This window comes from Planococcus sp. BI3 (genome assembly GCF_056680115.1).
On sequence record NZ_CM155266.1, the window covers coordinates 1,672,280 to 1,689,428 of the forward strand.

Sequence of the window (17,149 nt, forward strand, 5' to 3'; positions counted from 1 at the left end):
TTATCCTTTTACTGCGCTTGATGAAATGCCTTCGACTACTTTATTGCTGAAGAAGATGAAAGCCACGATGATCGGCAGGACGCTGATGACCAGGGTTGCCCCGATCGCTCCCCAATCCGTCATGTATTGCCCGATGAAGTTTTGGATTCCCACTGTCAGCGTTTTGTATTTTTCGGAACTGATAAAGGTATTGACAAAGACAAATTCATTCCAGTTATAGATCATGTTGATGACAACCGTTGTTGCTAAAATCGGCGATGTCATCGGCAGGATGATTTGGAAAAACATGCGATGGATCGAGCAGCCATCAATCACGGCCGCTTCTTCTATTTCATGCGGCAAGGTATAGTAGAAGCCCAACAGGATCATCAATGTGATAGGCAGATTATACGCCGTATAAGTAATGACAATCGACAGCGGGTTGTCGATCAAGTCAACGCTCAAGAACATGCTGTACAGCGGAATCAATGCCGAATGGATCGGAATCATCAAACCGACCATAAACAAACCAAGCACCAGCCCGCTCAATTTCCATTTTAATCTTGTAATTGCGAAAGCGGCCATACTCGCAAAAAGCACTGTCAAAATAATGGCAAGGACCGTAATCCAGACGCTGTTGAAGAAGTAAGTCCCAATGCCTCCGTTCCAGACTTTTTCGTAATTCTCCCATCTGAATTCCGAGGGCAAAGCAAAAGGTGAACCCGCGAAAATTTCATTATTATCTTTTAAGGAGAATAGGAATAGCCAGATCAGCGGCAGGATTTGAAATAACCCAACGATGATCAATGCCAGATAAAGAAAGAAGTAACCAATGCGGCCCATTTTCATGCCTCCTCTAATATTCGAGTTTGTCTTTTGTTTCCGTCAATTTCCGTACAATGAGTGTAACGATCAAGGTGATAAGCAACAGCAGGAAGCCGATGGCGCTGCCGTAACCGAAGTTATAATTTGAGAAAGCCAGTTTATACATATAAGAAGCCATAACTTCACTGGCTCCGTTTGGTCCGCCGGCAGTCATTACATAGATCAAATCGAAATACTTAAGAGATCCGACGATCGCCAATACGATTGTGACGCTGACCACTTCCTTGATCAGCGGCAGCTTGATGCGTGTGGCAATCTGGAAAGCAGATGCTCCATCGATTCTGGCAGCCTCTATTAAGGACTCAGGAATATTCTTGAGAGCTGCATAATAGATCAAGATGTAGAAGCCGGCATACTGCCATAAGATTGGGACGAATATGGCAAACAGAACGATTGAAGGGTTCGCCAGCCACAAGGGTGGATTCTCTACGCCGATGCTCATCAGGAAGACATTCAGGATGCCATTAGATGGATTGTAGATTTTCACCCATAGCTGTGCAATGGCAACGGAAGACAACAACATGGGAATCAGGTAGATCTTACGCAGTAAATCTGCCCCTTTGATCTTGGAAGCCAATATAAAAGAGACCGTCAAGTAAATGACCAAGCTTAATGTAGAAAAGATCGCCAATAGGAATGAATGGAATGCACTGTTCCAGAACAGCTTATCCTGAATCCCCGTAATGTAATTTTCTAACCCGATAAAGGTTTTTTCTCCTATGCCATCCCAATCCATCAAGCCATAATACCCTGATAAGACTAAGGGGATAAAAACGAGGATCAGCAGCAGAAGAAGAGCTGGTGCAATATAAAAAGCGATATAGAACTTATTCGACATTACTTTATTCATACCATTCAACCCCATATCTTAGAAAATAAAAGGGGACATTCCACAGGTTAGGATATGTCCCCTCTTTTTAATTAGATTTTCCCTTTTAGAAATATCATTTATTCTTTTGAAAGGGCTTCTTCATGGTTCTTAGCAAACTCTTCCGGTGATACTTGATTGCCGAAAAGGGCTTGAATAGAGTCCAAGTGCACTTGAGCCACATCCGGGCTCATCTGAACATCCGCGAACAAGGTGATGTTCGTGGCGCCATTCAATTCATTGAGGATATCCACATACATTTCCGGAAGGTCCAATGATTCAGCATCCACTTTAGTAGCAGGAATCACACCCGCTTTGGTCACGGCTTCTTCTCCCCATGCCTTAACAAAGTAAGATGCGAAATCTTTTGCTTCTTCTTTTACATCTGATTCTTCAGCAACGAATAATCCAACTCCAGGACCACCGACAAAACTGCTCATATCCCCTTGTCCTTCAACAGTCGGGAAGTTAAGGTAGCCGATTGAATCTCTGAATTCCTGCGGTACGCTTTCGTTTGTCGTGAAGTTTGGAAGGTCCCAAGTCGCAATCAGGTACATGGGTGCCTGTCCGCTCATGAACATGGATTTTGCTTCTTCATCGGCGAGTCCGTTAAAGCCATTGACGAAAGCACCCATATCAACCAATTCCTGCGTTTTCGCAGCTGCTTCGACCAAAGCCGGATCTTCAAAAGAACCCGAACGGTCAATCGCTTTGTTCAATACATCCGCACCGCCGAGGCGGTCAGCCAGATACATATACCACATAGATCCTGTCCAGGAATCCCGGTTGCCTAAAGCAATCGGCTGGATCCCAGCGTCATTAAATTCTTTCACAGCCGTTTCAAGTTCTTCGTAAGTCTCAGGCGGCGTGATTCCCTGCTCTTCAAACATTGCCTTATTATAGTATAGAGAGACGATATTCAATTCCAACGGAAGTCCGTAAGTTGAGCCATCCATTTCGTAGGCTTCGGTAGTTCCCGGCACAAAAGCATCGCTCAAGTCTTCTTCGATTACATCATCCAGCGGCGCAAACATATTGCCGCCCACATAAGGCTCTAAAAACCCTGCTGCCCATGTCAACCCGACATCCGGGAGATCTCCGGACGTGGAGAGCACTCTCAGTTTGTCTTTATATTGTTCATTGCTCAATACTTCAAGATCAACGGAAACCCCTTCATTTTCCGCTTCGTATTCAGCGATAATGTCGTTTACCACATCAAAATGCTTTTTCGAACTGCCCTCAGGCCATAAATGCATGAATTTTATTTCTTTTTCGGCTGACCCTGATGCTTCCCCTGCTTCTTCAGAATCTGAGCAACCTGTCAATAACATCGATAAAGCGAAAGCAGACGATAGAAGTGTAAGCGTTTTCTTCTTCCCCATATTTCTCTCCCCCTTGCAAATTTTATTATTACAACAATTTTCAGATTGTTGTATGCGTTTTCATTGTAGCAAAATAAATATTGTTAGTCTAGTGGCTAAACAAAGTTTTATTTTCATGTTAATATGCCAGTAGAACAAGGTTTTTTACTCAAATCACAAAAATGGCGTTACACTAATAACTATAGCACCTGAAAATTCCAGCTTATCAAGGCGGCCTCTTAAAGGTCTCTTCCATCTTCCTTTTCCATAACTTAAACAACGGGACAGAAATTGGTGAAGAAGATTCTCAACAATCAACTTCGGAAGATGTCATATGGAGCAAAATTTCAGTAAAAGGAGTTGATTGTCATGAACATTGGAGAAAACAAGACCTGGAACCACCACGTAGTAAAAGAGGGAAACAAATCCCTGGTCCTGAAGAAAATCATAAACCACTCCCCCATCTCAAGAGCAGCGGTCGCTCAGGAAGTCGGTTTAAATAAAGGCACAGTCTCTTCCCTGGTAAATGACTTGCTGGAAGATCATTTGATCTATGAATCCGGCCCCGGCAAATCCAGCGGGGGAAGACGTCCGGTCATGCTGCTTTTCAATGAACAAGCGGGTTACTCTGTAGGAATCGATATCGGAGTCAATTACCTGCTGGGTGTGCTGACGGATTTGAATGGCAATATCTGCATTGAAAAAGAAGTCACCTTTAAAAATTTATCGTATGAGGAAATTGAAAAACAACTGTTCAACACCATTGACTACCTGATGGATTCTGCGCCGCAGAGCCCACACGGCATCATCGGGATCGGTGTGGGTGTGCCCGGCATCGTTGACAACAACGGGGAAATTCTGCTTGCCCCCAACCTCAACTGGAAGAACCTGAATTTAAAGCTGATTCTCGAAAACAAATACCAGTTGCCGATCATCATCGAAAACGAAGCGAATGCAGGGGCATATGGTGAAAAGAGATTCGGTGCCGGCAAAGACTCTGAGCATGTCATCTACGTCAGTGCAGGAATCGGAATCGGTGTTGGCTTGATATTGAATGGAGCCTTGTATAAAGGCTCGAATGGCTTTTCAGGTGAACTTGGCCACATGACCATTCAAGTGAATGGTCCTACCTGCCGCTGCGGCAACAAAGGATGCTGGGAATTATTCGCATCTGAACAGGCGTTGCTGACAGCCGCTGACAAAATGAACCTTACTTCTCAGACCGGAAAAGAATTGGAACTGAGCGACCTCCTGACGCTTGCCGAGCAGGGCGACCAGAGAGTGATAGCCCTATTTGAACAAGCAGGTGATTATCTGGGCGTCGGCATCAATAACATCATCAACGGCTTTAATCCTCAGCAAGTGATCATCGGCAACCGGATGGCATCTTCCTCAAAGTGGCTCCATAAAACTTTGACGGATCGTGTGTCAAACCAGGCTTTATGGTTCCAACAGAATGATTTGACCATCTGTTTCTCAGAATTAGGTACTTTTTCAAGTGCTTTGGGGGCATCCGCCTTTTCCATTGAAAACTTCCTCAATGTCAGCATCCAACAGAAAACCAGCTTGAATGCTTAAAAAATAATCTGCTCTTGCTAGCGGGCCTTGCTGATATCCAATTTGCGGATATCAGCTTTTTTTATAGTTGATAATTTATTTTTTAAAAACTTAGTTTACTCAATAGACTAAGTGAGGTATGATCGATTATAAGTTAACGCTACACTTTTTGTAAGCACTTACATATTTGAATGGAGGATGAAGAAGAATGACTGTAATTCAAAATCCGATTTTGCCAGGTTTCAATCCCGATCCATCTATTTGCCGCGTAGGAGAAGATTACTATATTGCTGTTTCCACATTCGAGTGGTTTCCTGGAGTCGGAATCTATCACTCCAAAGACTTGAAGAACTGGCGGTTGATTTCCCGCCCCTTAAACCGTTTGAGCCAGTTGAACATGTCCGGCAACCCAAATTCCGGCGGCGTCTGGGCACCTGCCCTGTCGTACAGCGATGGACAATTTTGGCTGATCTTTACAGATGTGAAAGTCACTGAAGGCCAATGGAAAGACTGCCACAATTATTTGGTGACTTGCGAAACCATCGACGGGGAATGGTCAGAACCTTCTCACCTGAACAGCTCCGGATTCGATCCTTCCCTCTTCCACGACGAATCAGGGAAGAAATACTTTGTCAATATGTACTGGGACCACCGTGTCGGGCATCATCCTTTTTACGGCATCGTCCTGCAGGAATTCGATCCGGCTGCGCGCAAACTCATCGGCGACTCCAAAATCATCTTTAAAGGCACTGACATCAAACTGACTGAAGCACCGCATCTCTACAAAATCGGGGATTATTACTACCTGCTGACAGCAGAAGGCGGAACCAAATACGATCACCAGGCGACAATCGCCCGCTCCCGCCAAATCGATGGACCGTACGAAGTCCATCCTGAAAACCCGTTGATCACGTCATGGCCCTATCCAAGAATTCCGCTTCAGAAAGCCGGCCATGCTTCGATGGTCCAGACCCATACAGACGAATGGTTCCTGGTGCATTTAACTGGCCGTCCGTTGCCGCAGGAAGATCAGGCTCTACTGGATCCGCGAGGCTTCTGTCCGCTTGGCCGGGAAACTGCCATCCAGCGCCTGGAATGGAAAGATGATTGGCCGTATGTTGTCGGCGGCAACCAGCCCGCTTCACAAATTGAAGGGCCGGCGATCGAAGAAGTCCAGTGGCCAGCAGATTTCCCTGAAAAGGATGATTTCGATTCTGTAGAATTGAACAGCCATTTTCAGACACTCCGCATTCCACTTGGCGAAGAAATCGTGTCTTTAACAGACAAGCCTGGACATCTCCGCATCTACGGGCGCGAATCGCTGACGTCCAAGTTCACGCAGGCGTTCGTTGCAAGACGCTGGCAGCATTTTAATTTCATTGCTGAAACAAAAGTCGCTTTCCAGCCCACCACTTTCCAGCAGGGTGCCGGGCTCATAAATTATTACAATACCGAAAACTGGACTGCTTTCCAGATTTCCTGGCACGAAGAGAAAGGGCGCATCCTTGAACTTACCGTATGCGACAACTTCTCCTTCGCGCAGCCGCTCCAAGGGGAAGAGATCAGCATCCCTGACCATGTTGAAGCTGTTTGGATGCGTGTGGAAGTGAAAACGAAAACCTATCAGTACTCTTATTCCTTTGATGGCGAGAACTGGATCACACTTCCGATAAAGTTCGAGTCCCACAAGCTTTCAGATGATTATATTCAAGGCGGTGGATTCTTCACCGGTGCATTTGTCGGTATGCAATGCCAGGATCTGTCGGGGCAACAGCAGCCAGCTGATTTCGACTATTTCATCTATAAAGACACAACCGAATAAGGCTACAGAATAAGGCAGCAAGGGACTCTTATGTCCCTTGCTGCCTTTTGCCCTATCTTATATTTTCCTCAACCACTTTTTTTCTTTGCTCACTGCGGCCCACCACTAGTTTAACGAAAGGCACCACCAGCACTGATAAAAACAAGATCCGGAACAGCTGAAAAGCTGTTACGACCGTTACGTCTGCTTGAACTGACGCGGCAATCAGCCCCATCTGATCAAGGCCACCCGGCACTACACTCAGGAAGCTGGTTGAAAAGCTAAGGCCGTAGAGATCCTGAAGGATAAAGCTCAGCCCATAGGCAAAAGCGATCAGCACGGCGCTTGAAAAGAACGAATAGAAAATCATCCGCTTCGTCAATTTCAAATCTTCCTTCTTGAGCAATAAACCGATGTAAATTCCGATGAATAACTGGGCGATGTGCAAAAAAGAGCCGGGCATGACCGGAACAGGCAAACCAGCGAGATTAAAGGCCATAATCAGGAAAACCGGCCCCAGCAAAAACGCCGTCGGCACCTTTACTTTCTGCGCCAGCATTCCAGCCCCGTAACACAGCAACAACAATCCGAGCAGCTGCAGGGAATAGTCTCCCTGCCCCAGTTCTTCTACATGCGCAGATCCACCATTGGCGACAATGAATGGCACAATGGCGACAATCAGCAGCACACGAAGAACATGGTAAAAAGTGACTGCCGTCAAATCGATGGTTTTCTGTTCTTCCGCAAAAGTAATGATTTGCGACAAGCCGCCCGGAACGCAGCAAGTCATCGCTGTAGCCTGATCAGCTTTTGTCCGGGAAGCCATCAGCGAACTGATGAACAGGAACAGGATGAAAAAGGCGATATTGATCAATACCATCGCTAAAAAATATTGTTTCATTCCCTGCAAGGCTTCGAGGGTGAAGGCATAGCCGATGACATATCCTGCCACAGCCAAGCCACCATTACGGAAGCGGGGATGCCATTTCAGCAAAACCGGTGTAAACAATTGCATCAGCAAAACCGCAAACAAGGGGCCGAGCAGCCAAGGCATCGGTGCTCCCACTGCTACAAAGAGCCCTGCACCGGCTAAACCGACTGCAAAAGCTATGGCCATCGGGTGTTTTCTCATCTCGTCATCTTCTTTCTGAAAGTCCGCCAATTTATTTCCTTATTATAATCGCTTGTGTCGGTAAAATAAAACCTTTGTGTACTTGAATCCCTGTCCGCTGTATTTTTCACACAAGTTCCAGTCTTGCGGATAAACTCCCCTTTCCCGCTTTTTGCTAGAGCTTAGTTCGCATCTCATGTAAAATGAGGCAAAGCTCAGCTTGCCAACCAACTGTTCGACCTTAAATCCGTCGTGCCAGTTCCCTTCTCCCAATGCAACCCAAAATCATTCCAAAGGAGCCTGACCAACAGTGAAAAAAGTACAATTGAAAAATCGGATTGACGTCGCCAATAAACAAAGGAAAGCAGACCTGGTGATCCGTAATGCCTCCATCGTCAATGTCTTCACAAAAAGCCTCACTGCAGGCGATGTAGCTATCAGCGACGGCATGATCGTCGGCATCGGTAATTATGAAGGCCTCAAGGAAATCGATGCCACCGGAAAATTCCTGGCTCCCGGGTTGATTGATGCACATGTCCATATCGAATCTTCGATGGTGACACCGCAGCAATTTTCACAGGTGGTCCTGCCCCATGGCGTGACGACAGTCGTCACCGATCCGCACGAAATCGCCAATGTCAGCGGAACTGCCGGACTGGAATTCATGCTGAAGGATGCTGAAAAAACGCTGCTCGACATCAAGCTCATGCTGCCTTCTTGTGTCCCGGCTACTGCTTTTGAAAATTCAGGCGCCTGCCTCACCGCCGAAGACTTGACTCCTTTTATGCTCCGGGATGGAGTTCTCGGATTGGCCGAAGTGATGGACTTTCCAGCCGTTCTGCGGGGAGATGACGCCATGCTTGATAAGTTGCTGCTGAACCGTCAAATAGACGGACACGCGGCCGGTCTCAGCGAAAATGACATCAATGTCTATGGAACCGCCGGAATTTTAACAGATCATGAATGTGTCACAAAAGAAGAGATGATGATGCGCCTGGAGCGCGGCCTGTATGTGATGCTCCGCGAAGGATCGGTCGCAAAAAACCTCCTGGCCCTGCTCGCGGGTGTCACCGAACAGAACGCTCACCGCTGCCTGTTCTGTACAGACGACAAACATTTGGATGACCTGATCGAAGAAGGCAGCGTCGATTACAATGTCCGGACTGCCATCAAACAGGGCATCCAGCCGATAACCGCAATTTCCATGGCCAGCCTCAATGCCGCGCAATGTTTCGGACTGCACCAAAAAGGCGCCATTGCTCCAGGTTATGATGCGGATCTGCTGCTGCTCGACAATCTGGAAGAATTCGCAATTGCTGAAGTTTATAAAGGGGGCCAACTGGCGGCCAAAAACGGCCGCTATGTGGGGCCTGTCCAGGAAAAAAGCGAGACAGATACAGTCACAGATACCGTGCGGATTGCACCGCTTTCCACCGACAGCTTTCAGATTCCCGCAAACGGCAGCACGAAGGCTCATATCATCGGCATCAACCCGAATAATCTCATCACAGAACATTTGATTGAAGAAACCCCTGTAGTCGATGGTTTTTTTGTAGCAGACACAGAAAAAGATTTATTGAAGATTGCGGTGATTGAACGCCACCGGGCAACCGGCAATGTCGGCCTTGGCATCGTGCACGGCCTGGAATTAAAAAATGGCGCCATTGCTACTACCGTTGCTCATGATTCGCATAATATCATCGCCGTTGGAACCAATGATCACGACATCAAAACTGCCGCTGAAGCCCTGCATGACCTAAAAGGCGGATTAGTGGTTGTCCAGGATGGAAAAGTTTTGGCCAGCCTGCCTCTTGCCATTGCAGGCTTGATGTCAGAAGAACCGTTCGACGTCGTCTTCGAACAGCTTAAAGTTCTCGATGATAGTCTTCTGCTGATAGGAGCTCCCACGCATTTTAACGCCTTTTTAACGCTATCTTTCCTGTCGTTGCCGGTTATCCCGAAATTGAAGTTAACCGATTGCGGCTTGTTCGATGTAGCAAGCTTCCAGCACATTTCAGTGGCAGCTATTGAAGAATAAGGAAGATTCGCTAGCTTACTATCCATAACTGGCCATTATACCGGTAAACGATAAAAGACCGCATTGCCGGAAGGCACTGCGGTCTTTTATTCATTCTCCTGTCACCAGCGGGCAGGATGGGTCGCTCGCCCATTCGTTCATCGAACCGTCATAGACAGCGACGTTTTTCTGGCCGAGTTTATTGAGCAGCAATGCGTTCCAGGTTGCGGCAATTCCGCCGCCGCAGTAAGTGATGACTTTTTTGTCTGGATCCAGTGCACCGATCTTCTCAAAAGGTTCACGAAGAATAGCGTCATCATGCATTGTCTTTGTCTCCTGATCGGCATGAATGCCAAAAAAGACATTGACGCTGCTCGGGATATGCCCTTTTCTTGCGTACGTATCGGTCTCTCCTCTGAAATCCTCCGGTGACAGGCTATTGATCAGGATGACATTGTCATCGTCCATCGCCTGCCGTACATCCTCTTTGGTGGCAAGCAATTCCGGTCGGCGCTGCCCAGCGAAAGCTGCGGGCGAATAGTTTCCTGGAGCAGCCGTCAACGGCCGGTTCTCCTCTTTCCATTTCGGCAAACCGCCGTCCAAAATCGCTATATTTTCAAAGCCTTCATACGTCATCTGCCAAGCCAGTCGTGATGCCCAATAGGCAGCAACCACTGGGTTTTTCACCAATGCGCCCTGGTCATAGATAACGGTATAATGATCGTCTCCAACTCCCAACCCGGTCATCTTTTCAACAAAATGAGCGCGCGGCGGGGCCATAAACGGCAATGGCGATTCCGGGTCCGACAATTCGTTCAGCAGATCGGCATAAACCGCCCCTGGAATATGTTCTTCTTCATAAGAAGCTTTTCCTGATTGAACGGAAGGTGCCCCGCCATCTTCCGGAATATCCATAAACGTTGTGGCATCCACAATACGCAATTTCGGGTCATCCAAACGCTGCTCCAACCACTCTGTACTGACAATCAAAGGTATCTTTTCCATTATGCACTCTCCTCATTTTTTAAACCGACCAATCCAATATGATTAACAAAAATGCGTTATACTAGTACAATAAAGTTTGGATTTCCTATCGTCAACTGAAAACTCCAGTTTGAGCATTTCAGCAATTATTGATCCTCCTAAACAATATACAGATCCATACCATAATCAAGAAAGGTTGTTTTCCCATTGAAACCATACAATAATATCATCGAATTGATCGGCGATACACCGGTCGTAAAACTGAACCGCATCGTTCCAGAAGGAGCCGCGGATGTTTTTGTTAAACTGGAAATGTTCAATCCATCAAAAAGCGTCAAAGACCGTGCCGCTTTCAATATGATCGAAGTGGCCGAAAAAGAAGGCCTGATCGAAAAAGGCGCCACCATCATCGAACCGACAAGCGGCAATACAGGAATCGGCCTTGCCATGGTCGCCGCCGCAAAGGGCTACCGCTCTATCCTGGTCTTGCCTGATAACGCCACAAAAGAACGCATCAATCTATTGAAGGCATTCGGCGCTGAGGTTGTGCTGACGCCAAGCGATGACAAGATGCCTGGAGCAATCAGCAAAGCGATGGAGCTGCAAAAAGAGATTCCGAACAGCTTTATCCCGCAGCAATTCGAAAACAAGGCAAATCCGGATATCCACCGGACTACCACGGCAATGGAAATTCTCGAGCAGATGGACGGCAAACTGGATGCGTTCGTGGCGTCTGCAGGAACCGGCGGCACCATCACCGGCACTGGCGAAACCTTAAAAGAGCATCTTCCGGAACTTTACATTGTTGTTGTGGAGCCGAAAGGATCTCCTGTACTGTCTGGCGGAAAACCCGGTAAACATAAATTAGTCGGTACAAGCCCAGGGTTCATTCCCGATATCCTCAATACCGAAGTTTACGATGAGATTATGGCAATCAACGATGAAGATGCCATTGACATTTTTAAAAGAGTTGCGCGCGAAGAAGGAATTTTCGTCGGACCATCCGCCGGCGCCACTATTTATGCAGCAATTGAACTTGCCAAGCGCCTCGGCACAGGAAAAAAAGTGCTGTGCATCGCTCCAGATACCGGCGAACGCTATTTAAGCATGAACCTATTCAACGAATAAACAGTACCAGCAATCAGTGGAAAGTTCTCCATCACTCACTGAGAAAAGTGAAATCCCCCCTTATTTACAGGCAGATCCGAGCATTTCGGATCTGCCTGTATTTTTTGATTGATCCAATCAGCAACTCCCCATTCATGGGCAATTGTTATCTTGCTGACTGCTGAAATATCCTGGAATTTCTTCAATGTATTATTATTCCAACAAAAAAACTGTTTTTTCAGCAATCTCAACTTGACAATCCCTATCATTCTACTATACTTTAATAATATTATCCGATAGGAAAGGTAGGTTTTATTGCCGGTGACCCATTATGTTTATTGAAGCCAAACAAATCAACAAAGTCTATTTCGATAAAAATAATAAACCGAACACTGTATTAAAAGACATCGACCTATCGATCCAAAAAGGAGAATTCGTTTCCATTCTTGGCCCATCCGGCTGTGGCAAGTCCACGTTATTGTCAATGATTGCAGGACTTGTCAGCTCGACTTCAGGCGACATCATCGTGGATGGCAAAAAAGTCGTGAAGCCCGGAAAAGACCGGGGCATGGTGTTCCAGCAGGCCGCCCTATTTCCATGGATGAATGTCACAGAAAATGTCATGTTCCCTTTACGTAAAGAAATGTCCAAAAAAGAGGGCTTGGAACGCGCCCATCATTTTTTGAAGATGGTGCAGCTCAGCAATTATCCTACCCATTATCCCCACGAATTATCCGGAGGCATGCAACAGCGTGTATCGATTGCCCGGTCATTGGCGATGGACCCTGCCGTGCTGTTGATGGACGAACCGTTTGGCGCATTGGATGAACAGACGAGAAGCCGGCTTCATGGCCAGCTTGAGGAAATTTGGATCGATACGAAAAAGACCATCGTCTTTGTCACCCACAGCATTTCAGAATCAATTAAACTGTCTGACCGCATCATCGTCATGGGTACGCGTCCCGGAACTATCCTGACTGATATCACAGTGGATATCCCACGCCCCCGTGAACAGCACCGTCAGGAAATCGCTGCATTGGAAGAGCAGATCATGGCTCTTTTGAAAACAGAAATCGATAAAGTCATAGACGAGGAGCAAGCATATGAAGCCGGCAGTTAAACGAATTATTTTCTTCGCTGCGCTCATTGTCTTCTGGGAACTGGGTTCCCGCTTTGAACTGTGGCACGAAACCATCCTCCCGTCCCCTGTCAGCGTCTATGATTCGCTGGTAGCGGGATTCGCTGATATGACCTTAGTCTACGACTTGATTGCCAGTTTCCGCAGGCTGCTGATCGGTTTGGTTGCAGCAGTCATCATCGGCACCGGCGTCGGCATCCTGCTGGCGCGCTCAAAAACGGCGGATGAAACACTTGGAACTTTGGTGCTCGCGCTGCAAAGTGTGCCAAGCATCGTCTGGCTGCCTCTCGCAATGATGTGGTTCGGCCTCGGCGAAGGCTCCATCATTTTCGTCGTTATCCTGGGCGGAACTTTCGTTATGATCCTCAATGTCCGGACCGGCATCAAAAACGTCGATCCCTTGTTCATCAAAGCAGCACGGACCATGGGATCGAACGGACTGGATCTGTTCATCAAAGTGATCATTCCGGCATCTGTCCCCTATTTCGTTACAGGGGCACGCCTGGCCTGGGCATTTGCCTGGCGGGCGTTGATGGCCGGAGAACTTCTCAGTTCCGGCCCCGGACTCGGCTACACGCTGCGCTATGCATCCGATTTCGGCAATATGTCGCTGGTGATCGGCGTGATGATCATCATCGGCGTCGTCGGCGCAATTGTCGACCTGATGATTTTCCAGCGGATCGAAAAGAACGTCCTCAAGCGTTGGGGACTGGAGACTTAAAAAATAAGAGTTGCAGCAAAGCATATCCCGAAGTACTAGTTAAACACACAGGAGGAGTTCATCTTATGAAACGTATTTTTTCACTTATTGCACCTGTCGCTTTGGTTGGTGTTTTGGCAGCTTGTGGTTCACCTGACGCAAGCGAAGATTCATCTTCTGTTACCATCGGTTATTTCCCGAACCTTGATCACGTGCCCGCAATGGTCGCTAAAGACCAGGAACTGTATGAAAAGAATCTGGCGGACGGTACTGCCGTTGAATACGTTACATTCGCTGATGGCGCAGACTTTATGACTGCGCTGAAAACCGGTGATATCGATGCCGGCCTTGTAGGGCCTGGTCCCGCAATGAACAATTACACAAATGGCGCAGATGTTACGATGATTGCCGGCGGTGCTTCAGGTGGTACGGTGGTCATGGCAAGAAAAGGCAGCGGCGTTGAATCCGTCGCAGATTTTGCAGGCAAGACCTTCATTACTCCGCGCGTCGGCTGCACACACGACGTTCAATTTGAAACCTTCATGAAAGAACACGGCATCACTTCAAACCGCATCGGCGGCGAGATGCTTCACCAAACGGGCAACCCGGCTCAATACGAAGCGATGTTCGCCACTGAAAAAGTGGATATTGCAGTCGCCCCTGAACCTTGGGCATCTGTACTGAAGCAAAACACAGGCGCAAAGGTGATCATCGAGCCGGATGAAATTTCATTCGGTACGACATTGCCGGCTTCTGTTTTGGTAACTTCGAATAAACTGATTGAAGAAAATCCGGAAATGGTCCAAGGCATTGTCGACGCACATAAAGAAGCGACTGAATTTATCGCCCAAAATCCGGATCAGGCAAAAGAAATCACCATCAATACAATCGATGACATCACTGGCCAAAAACTGGAAGCTTCTATCATTGATGGAGCTTGGGAAAATATGATCTTTGATACCGCCATTTCTCCTGAAGAGATCCAGGCATTCGGCGATTCATCATTTGACTTGAAGTTCTTGAAAGAACAGCCTGATTTTGCTTTATTGACAGATACGCAATTCCTTGATTAATAGCCCAACTGACAGCAGAAATCTTTTCTGCTGTTTTTTTATTTCTTTTTTCAAGAGGCAGTTTCATTTCTAAGCTCTTGAGCAAGGCTTTTCGATGGGAATTTGCTACACTGATGAAGGAATTGGATTTACACTAAAGGAGCGGTTTACATGCAGAAGCTAACAGGAAAAAATGCGTTGATTACAGGAGCTGGAAAAGGAATTGGCCGGGCTACGGCCATCGCTTTTGCAGCGGAAGGCATAAATGTAGGATTGGTCGGACGTACGGCTGAAAACCTGGAAAAAGTTGCAGCGGAGTTGGAGCAGTACGGGATCAAAACTGTATTTGCTGTGGCTGACGTAGCGGATCCAGAAGCGGTCAATGCAGCAGTCGAACATATCGCAGCTGAGCTCGGATCGATTGATATTCTGATCAACAATGCAGGCATCGGCAAATTCGGCAAGTTCCTTGAGCTATCACCTGAAGAGTTCAAAGAGATTATCGACACCAACCTGATGGGTGTCTATTACGTGACTCGCGCAGTACTGCCTCAAATGATCGAGCGCCAAGCAGGCGATATCATCAATATTTCATCCACAGCTGGACAAAAAGGTGCACCTGTTACAAGTGCTTACAGTGCCTCTAAGTTCGGCGTTATGGGATTGACGGAATCGTTGATGCTGGAAGTCAGAAAACACAATATCCGCGTCAGCGCCTTAACACCAAGCACGGTTGCCACTGACTTGGCAATTGAAGCAAACCTGACTGACGGCAACCCGGATAAAGTCATGCAGCCGGAAGACCTGGCTGAAATGATGGTGGCCCAATTGAAGTTGCACCCACGTGTGTTATTGAAATCGGCTGGTCTTTGGTCGACGAACCCATAAGCGATTATTTCTGAAAAAGCTCAGCCCACATAAGTGGACTGAGCTTTTTTCTATTGAGCCGCGCTCTTAATTTTCGCATAACGCCATAGGTTTTGGATAAAAGTTTTTTATTCCACGCTATTTATCCTTTATTTCTTTCAAGAGTTCAATGACTTGTTCATTTTGCTTGATCAACGCATCGTTTTGCTTATGCAATTTAACGAAGTCAAAAAGAAAGACCAGCAAGATGATTACAACTAGAAATCCCATGGACAGACAAGCTCCCTTCCACTTTAGATAGGAGACAAAAATCAAACTCTCCATTTCAACTTATTCAAAGATCCACCTTCACAGTCTTTTTTGTAGACCAAAGAACGACAGGAATCAAGATCAGCGCAAGAAATCCGCCGCCTAAAGACATCACAGCGTAACTGGACTGCGCCATGACCATTCCAGAAATCCCGCCGCCTGTCGCCCCTGCCAGCGCAACCAATACATCAACAGTGCCCTGCGTTTTGGCCCGCGTAGATGGATGGGTCGAGTCGACAAGGAGGGTGGTTCCGCTGATCAACCCGAAATTCCAGCCAAGCCCGAGAAGAGCCAGTGCGACAATCAATACGAACAAGGAATCGCTCGGCGCCAGTGCAGCCACAATTCCGGCAGCCATGAATGTCACTCCGGCTGCTATGGACATGACAATCCGTCCCAGCTTGTCGACAAGGATGCCTGTGACGATCGACGGCAGGTACATCGCCGCTATATGGATGCTGATGACTAAGCCGACATCTCCAAGGCCATGCCCATGATGCCCCATATGAATCGGCGTCATCGTCATGATCGCAAACATGATCAATTGGGTGAGCACCATGACGGCAGCCCCCAGCATGACGCCTTTTTTATTGACCGGAGTCTCCTCTACCGGTTCCATGTCTGTTGCGCTCAGTGCAAGCTCTTGCTGATGCTCCGTTATCGCTTTTGAAACCAGCAATGGGTCCGGACGCAGGAAAATCAGCAGGACCACGCCCGCCAAACTATACGCTGCGGCCGCTAAGATAAATGGGCCAGCCAAAGCTGGAATGCCGATAGACTCAGCAAACCTGCCCATGACACCGATCAGGTTCGGCCCGGCAAACGCACCAAAGGTCGTTGAAACCAGCGCAATGCTGATGGCCGTTCCCCGCTGCTTAACAGTTGCCAGGTCTGTGCCCGCATAACGCGCCTGCAGATTCGTGGCGGTTCCGGCCCCGTAGATCAACAGCGACAAAAATAAAAGAACGATATTATCCGATAAGGCCGCTACGACCACTCCGATTGCCCCGATGCCTCCAGCCAAGAAGCCTGAAGCCAAACCGGTCCGCCGGCTGAAGCGTTGGGACAGCCGGCCGATGATGAGCGCTGCCGCTGCGGAACCCAGCGTGAACAGGGCAACCGGTGCGCCGGCAAAGCGGTCCGTTCCGAGCATGTCTTGTGCGAGAAGGGCGCCGACCGTCACTCCGGCAGCGAGGCCCGCTCCGCCGAAAATCTGTGACAGCACGACGATCCATAAAGTGCGGCGGTAAAGTTTCCTGACCTTTTCCGGTGATTCGATATAGCTTTGCAGCATTACCTGCTGCTTGTCAGATTGCTTCATGGCGTTCTCCTCGTTTCATGGAAAATACGTTCTTCTTCTACTAAAGAATTTCAAAATTGATGTTAAGAATAATCCATATTCTTTTTTCAGTA

General features: G+C 47.6%; 15 protein-coding genes. 8 read left to right on the forward strand and 7 right to left on the reverse strand.

From position 1 onward, the window contains the following. The 3 genes from AC1MEO_RS08470 to AC1MEO_RS08480 all read right to left on the reverse strand — a co-directional run bounded on the left by AC1MEO_RS08470 (position 1) and on the right by AC1MEO_RS08480 (position 3,114). Positions 1-822 carry a carbohydrate ABC transporter permease gene (locus AC1MEO_RS08470; protein ID WP_480335585.1) on the reverse strand — a complete coding sequence of 274 codons (822 nt, stop codon included), beginning with the start codon at positions 820-822 and terminating at the stop codon, positions 1-3. A gap of 13 nt (positions 823-835) precedes the next feature. Beyond that, the gene (locus tag AC1MEO_RS08475; RefSeq protein WP_480335587.1) at positions 836-1,714 is read right to left on the reverse strand and encodes a carbohydrate ABC transporter permease; all 879 of its coding nucleotides are present in this window, start codon (positions 1,712-1,714) and stop codon (positions 836-838) included. A 98-nt stretch (positions 1,715-1,812) separates the two neighbouring features. Continuing rightward, on the reverse strand, positions 1,813-3,114 hold the full coding sequence (locus AC1MEO_RS08480) for an extracellular solute-binding protein (protein WP_480335589.1): 1,302 nt from the start codon (positions 3,112-3,114) through the stop codon (positions 1,813-1,815). A gap of 348 nt (positions 3,115-3,462) precedes the next feature. On the opposite strand from AC1MEO_RS08480, the gene AC1MEO_RS08485 reads away from it, so the two are divergent. Both AC1MEO_RS08485 and AC1MEO_RS08490 read left to right on the forward strand, forming a co-directional pair. Further along, positions 3,463-4,671, forward strand: coding sequence for an ROK family protein (locus tag AC1MEO_RS08485; protein WP_480335590.1), 1,209 nt, complete (start codon positions 3,463-3,465; stop codon positions 4,669-4,671). 187 nt (positions 4,672-4,858) lie between these two features. Further along, positions 4,859-6,472: a glycoside hydrolase family 43 protein gene (locus AC1MEO_RS08490; protein WP_480335592.1), complete on the forward strand. Its 1,614-nt coding sequence runs from the start codon at positions 4,859-4,861 to the stop codon at positions 6,470-6,472. 52 nt (positions 6,473-6,524) lie between these two features. On the opposite strand, the gene AC1MEO_RS08495 is transcribed toward AC1MEO_RS08490, so the two are convergent. Continuing rightward, on the reverse strand, positions 6,525-7,583 hold the full coding sequence (locus AC1MEO_RS08495; protein WP_480335593.1) for an AbrB family transcriptional regulator: 1,059 nt from the start codon (positions 7,581-7,583) through the stop codon (positions 6,525-6,527). A gap of 289 nt (positions 7,584-7,872) precedes the next feature. Between AC1MEO_RS08495 and ade the strand changes: the two genes are divergently transcribed. Continuing rightward, positions 7,873-9,600, forward strand: coding sequence for an adenine deaminase (gene ade / locus AC1MEO_RS08500; protein ID WP_480335594.1), 1,728 nt, complete (start codon positions 7,873-7,875; stop codon positions 9,598-9,600). 90 nt (positions 9,601-9,690) lie between these two features. Here the strand turns inward: ade and AC1MEO_RS08505 are convergent, their stop codons facing one another. Beyond that, the gene (locus tag AC1MEO_RS08505) at positions 9,691-10,584 is read right to left on the reverse strand and encodes a sulfurtransferase (RefSeq protein WP_480335595.1); all 894 of its coding nucleotides are present in this window, start codon (positions 10,582-10,584) and stop codon (positions 9,691-9,693) included. 186 nt (positions 10,585-10,770) lie between these two features. Between AC1MEO_RS08505 and cysK the strand changes: the two genes are divergently transcribed. The 5 genes from cysK (at position 10,771) to AC1MEO_RS08530 (ending at position 15,448) form a co-directional block, all read left to right on the forward strand. Continuing rightward, complete coding sequence (gene cysK, locus AC1MEO_RS08510) at positions 10,771-11,691, forward strand: cysteine synthase A (RefSeq protein WP_480335597.1); 921 nt, start codon at positions 10,771-10,773, stop codon at positions 11,689-11,691. Between the two features lie 310 nt (positions 11,692-12,001). After that, positions 12,002-12,790, forward strand: coding sequence for an ABC transporter ATP-binding protein (locus AC1MEO_RS08515; RefSeq protein WP_480335599.1), 789 nt, complete (start codon positions 12,002-12,004; stop codon positions 12,788-12,790). Further along, complete coding sequence (locus AC1MEO_RS08520; RefSeq protein WP_480335601.1) at positions 12,774-13,529, forward strand: ABC transporter permease; 756 nt, start codon at positions 12,774-12,776, stop codon at positions 13,527-13,529. The genes AC1MEO_RS08515 and AC1MEO_RS08520 overlap by 17 nt, the downstream gene beginning before the upstream one ends. Before the next feature lie 65 nt (positions 13,530-13,594). Further along, entirely contained in the window at positions 13,595-14,581 is a 987-nt protein-coding gene (locus tag AC1MEO_RS08525; RefSeq protein WP_480335602.1) for an ABC transporter substrate-binding protein, read from the forward strand. A 150-nt stretch (positions 14,582-14,731) separates the two neighbouring features. Continuing rightward, on the forward strand, positions 14,732-15,448 hold the full coding sequence (locus AC1MEO_RS08530; RefSeq protein WP_480335604.1) for a 3-ketoacyl-ACP reductase: 717 nt from the start codon (positions 14,732-14,734) through the stop codon (positions 15,446-15,448). A gap of 117 nt (positions 15,449-15,565) precedes the next feature. Here AC1MEO_RS08530 and AC1MEO_RS08535 read toward each other — a convergent pair whose 3' ends face one another. Together AC1MEO_RS08535 and AC1MEO_RS08540 are read right to left on the reverse strand one after the other, a co-directional pair. Beyond that, positions 15,566-15,697 (reverse strand): hypothetical protein, encoded by a 132-nt coding sequence (locus AC1MEO_RS08535; protein WP_480335605.1) that lies wholly within the window; start codon positions 15,695-15,697, stop codon positions 15,566-15,568. Positions 15,698-15,761: 64 nt separating this feature from the next. Then, the gene (locus tag AC1MEO_RS08540) at positions 15,762-17,057 is read right to left on the reverse strand and encodes an MFS transporter (protein ID WP_480335606.1); all 1,296 of its coding nucleotides are present in this window, start codon (positions 17,055-17,057) and stop codon (positions 15,762-15,764) included. Positions 17,058-17,149: the final 92 nt, after the last annotated feature.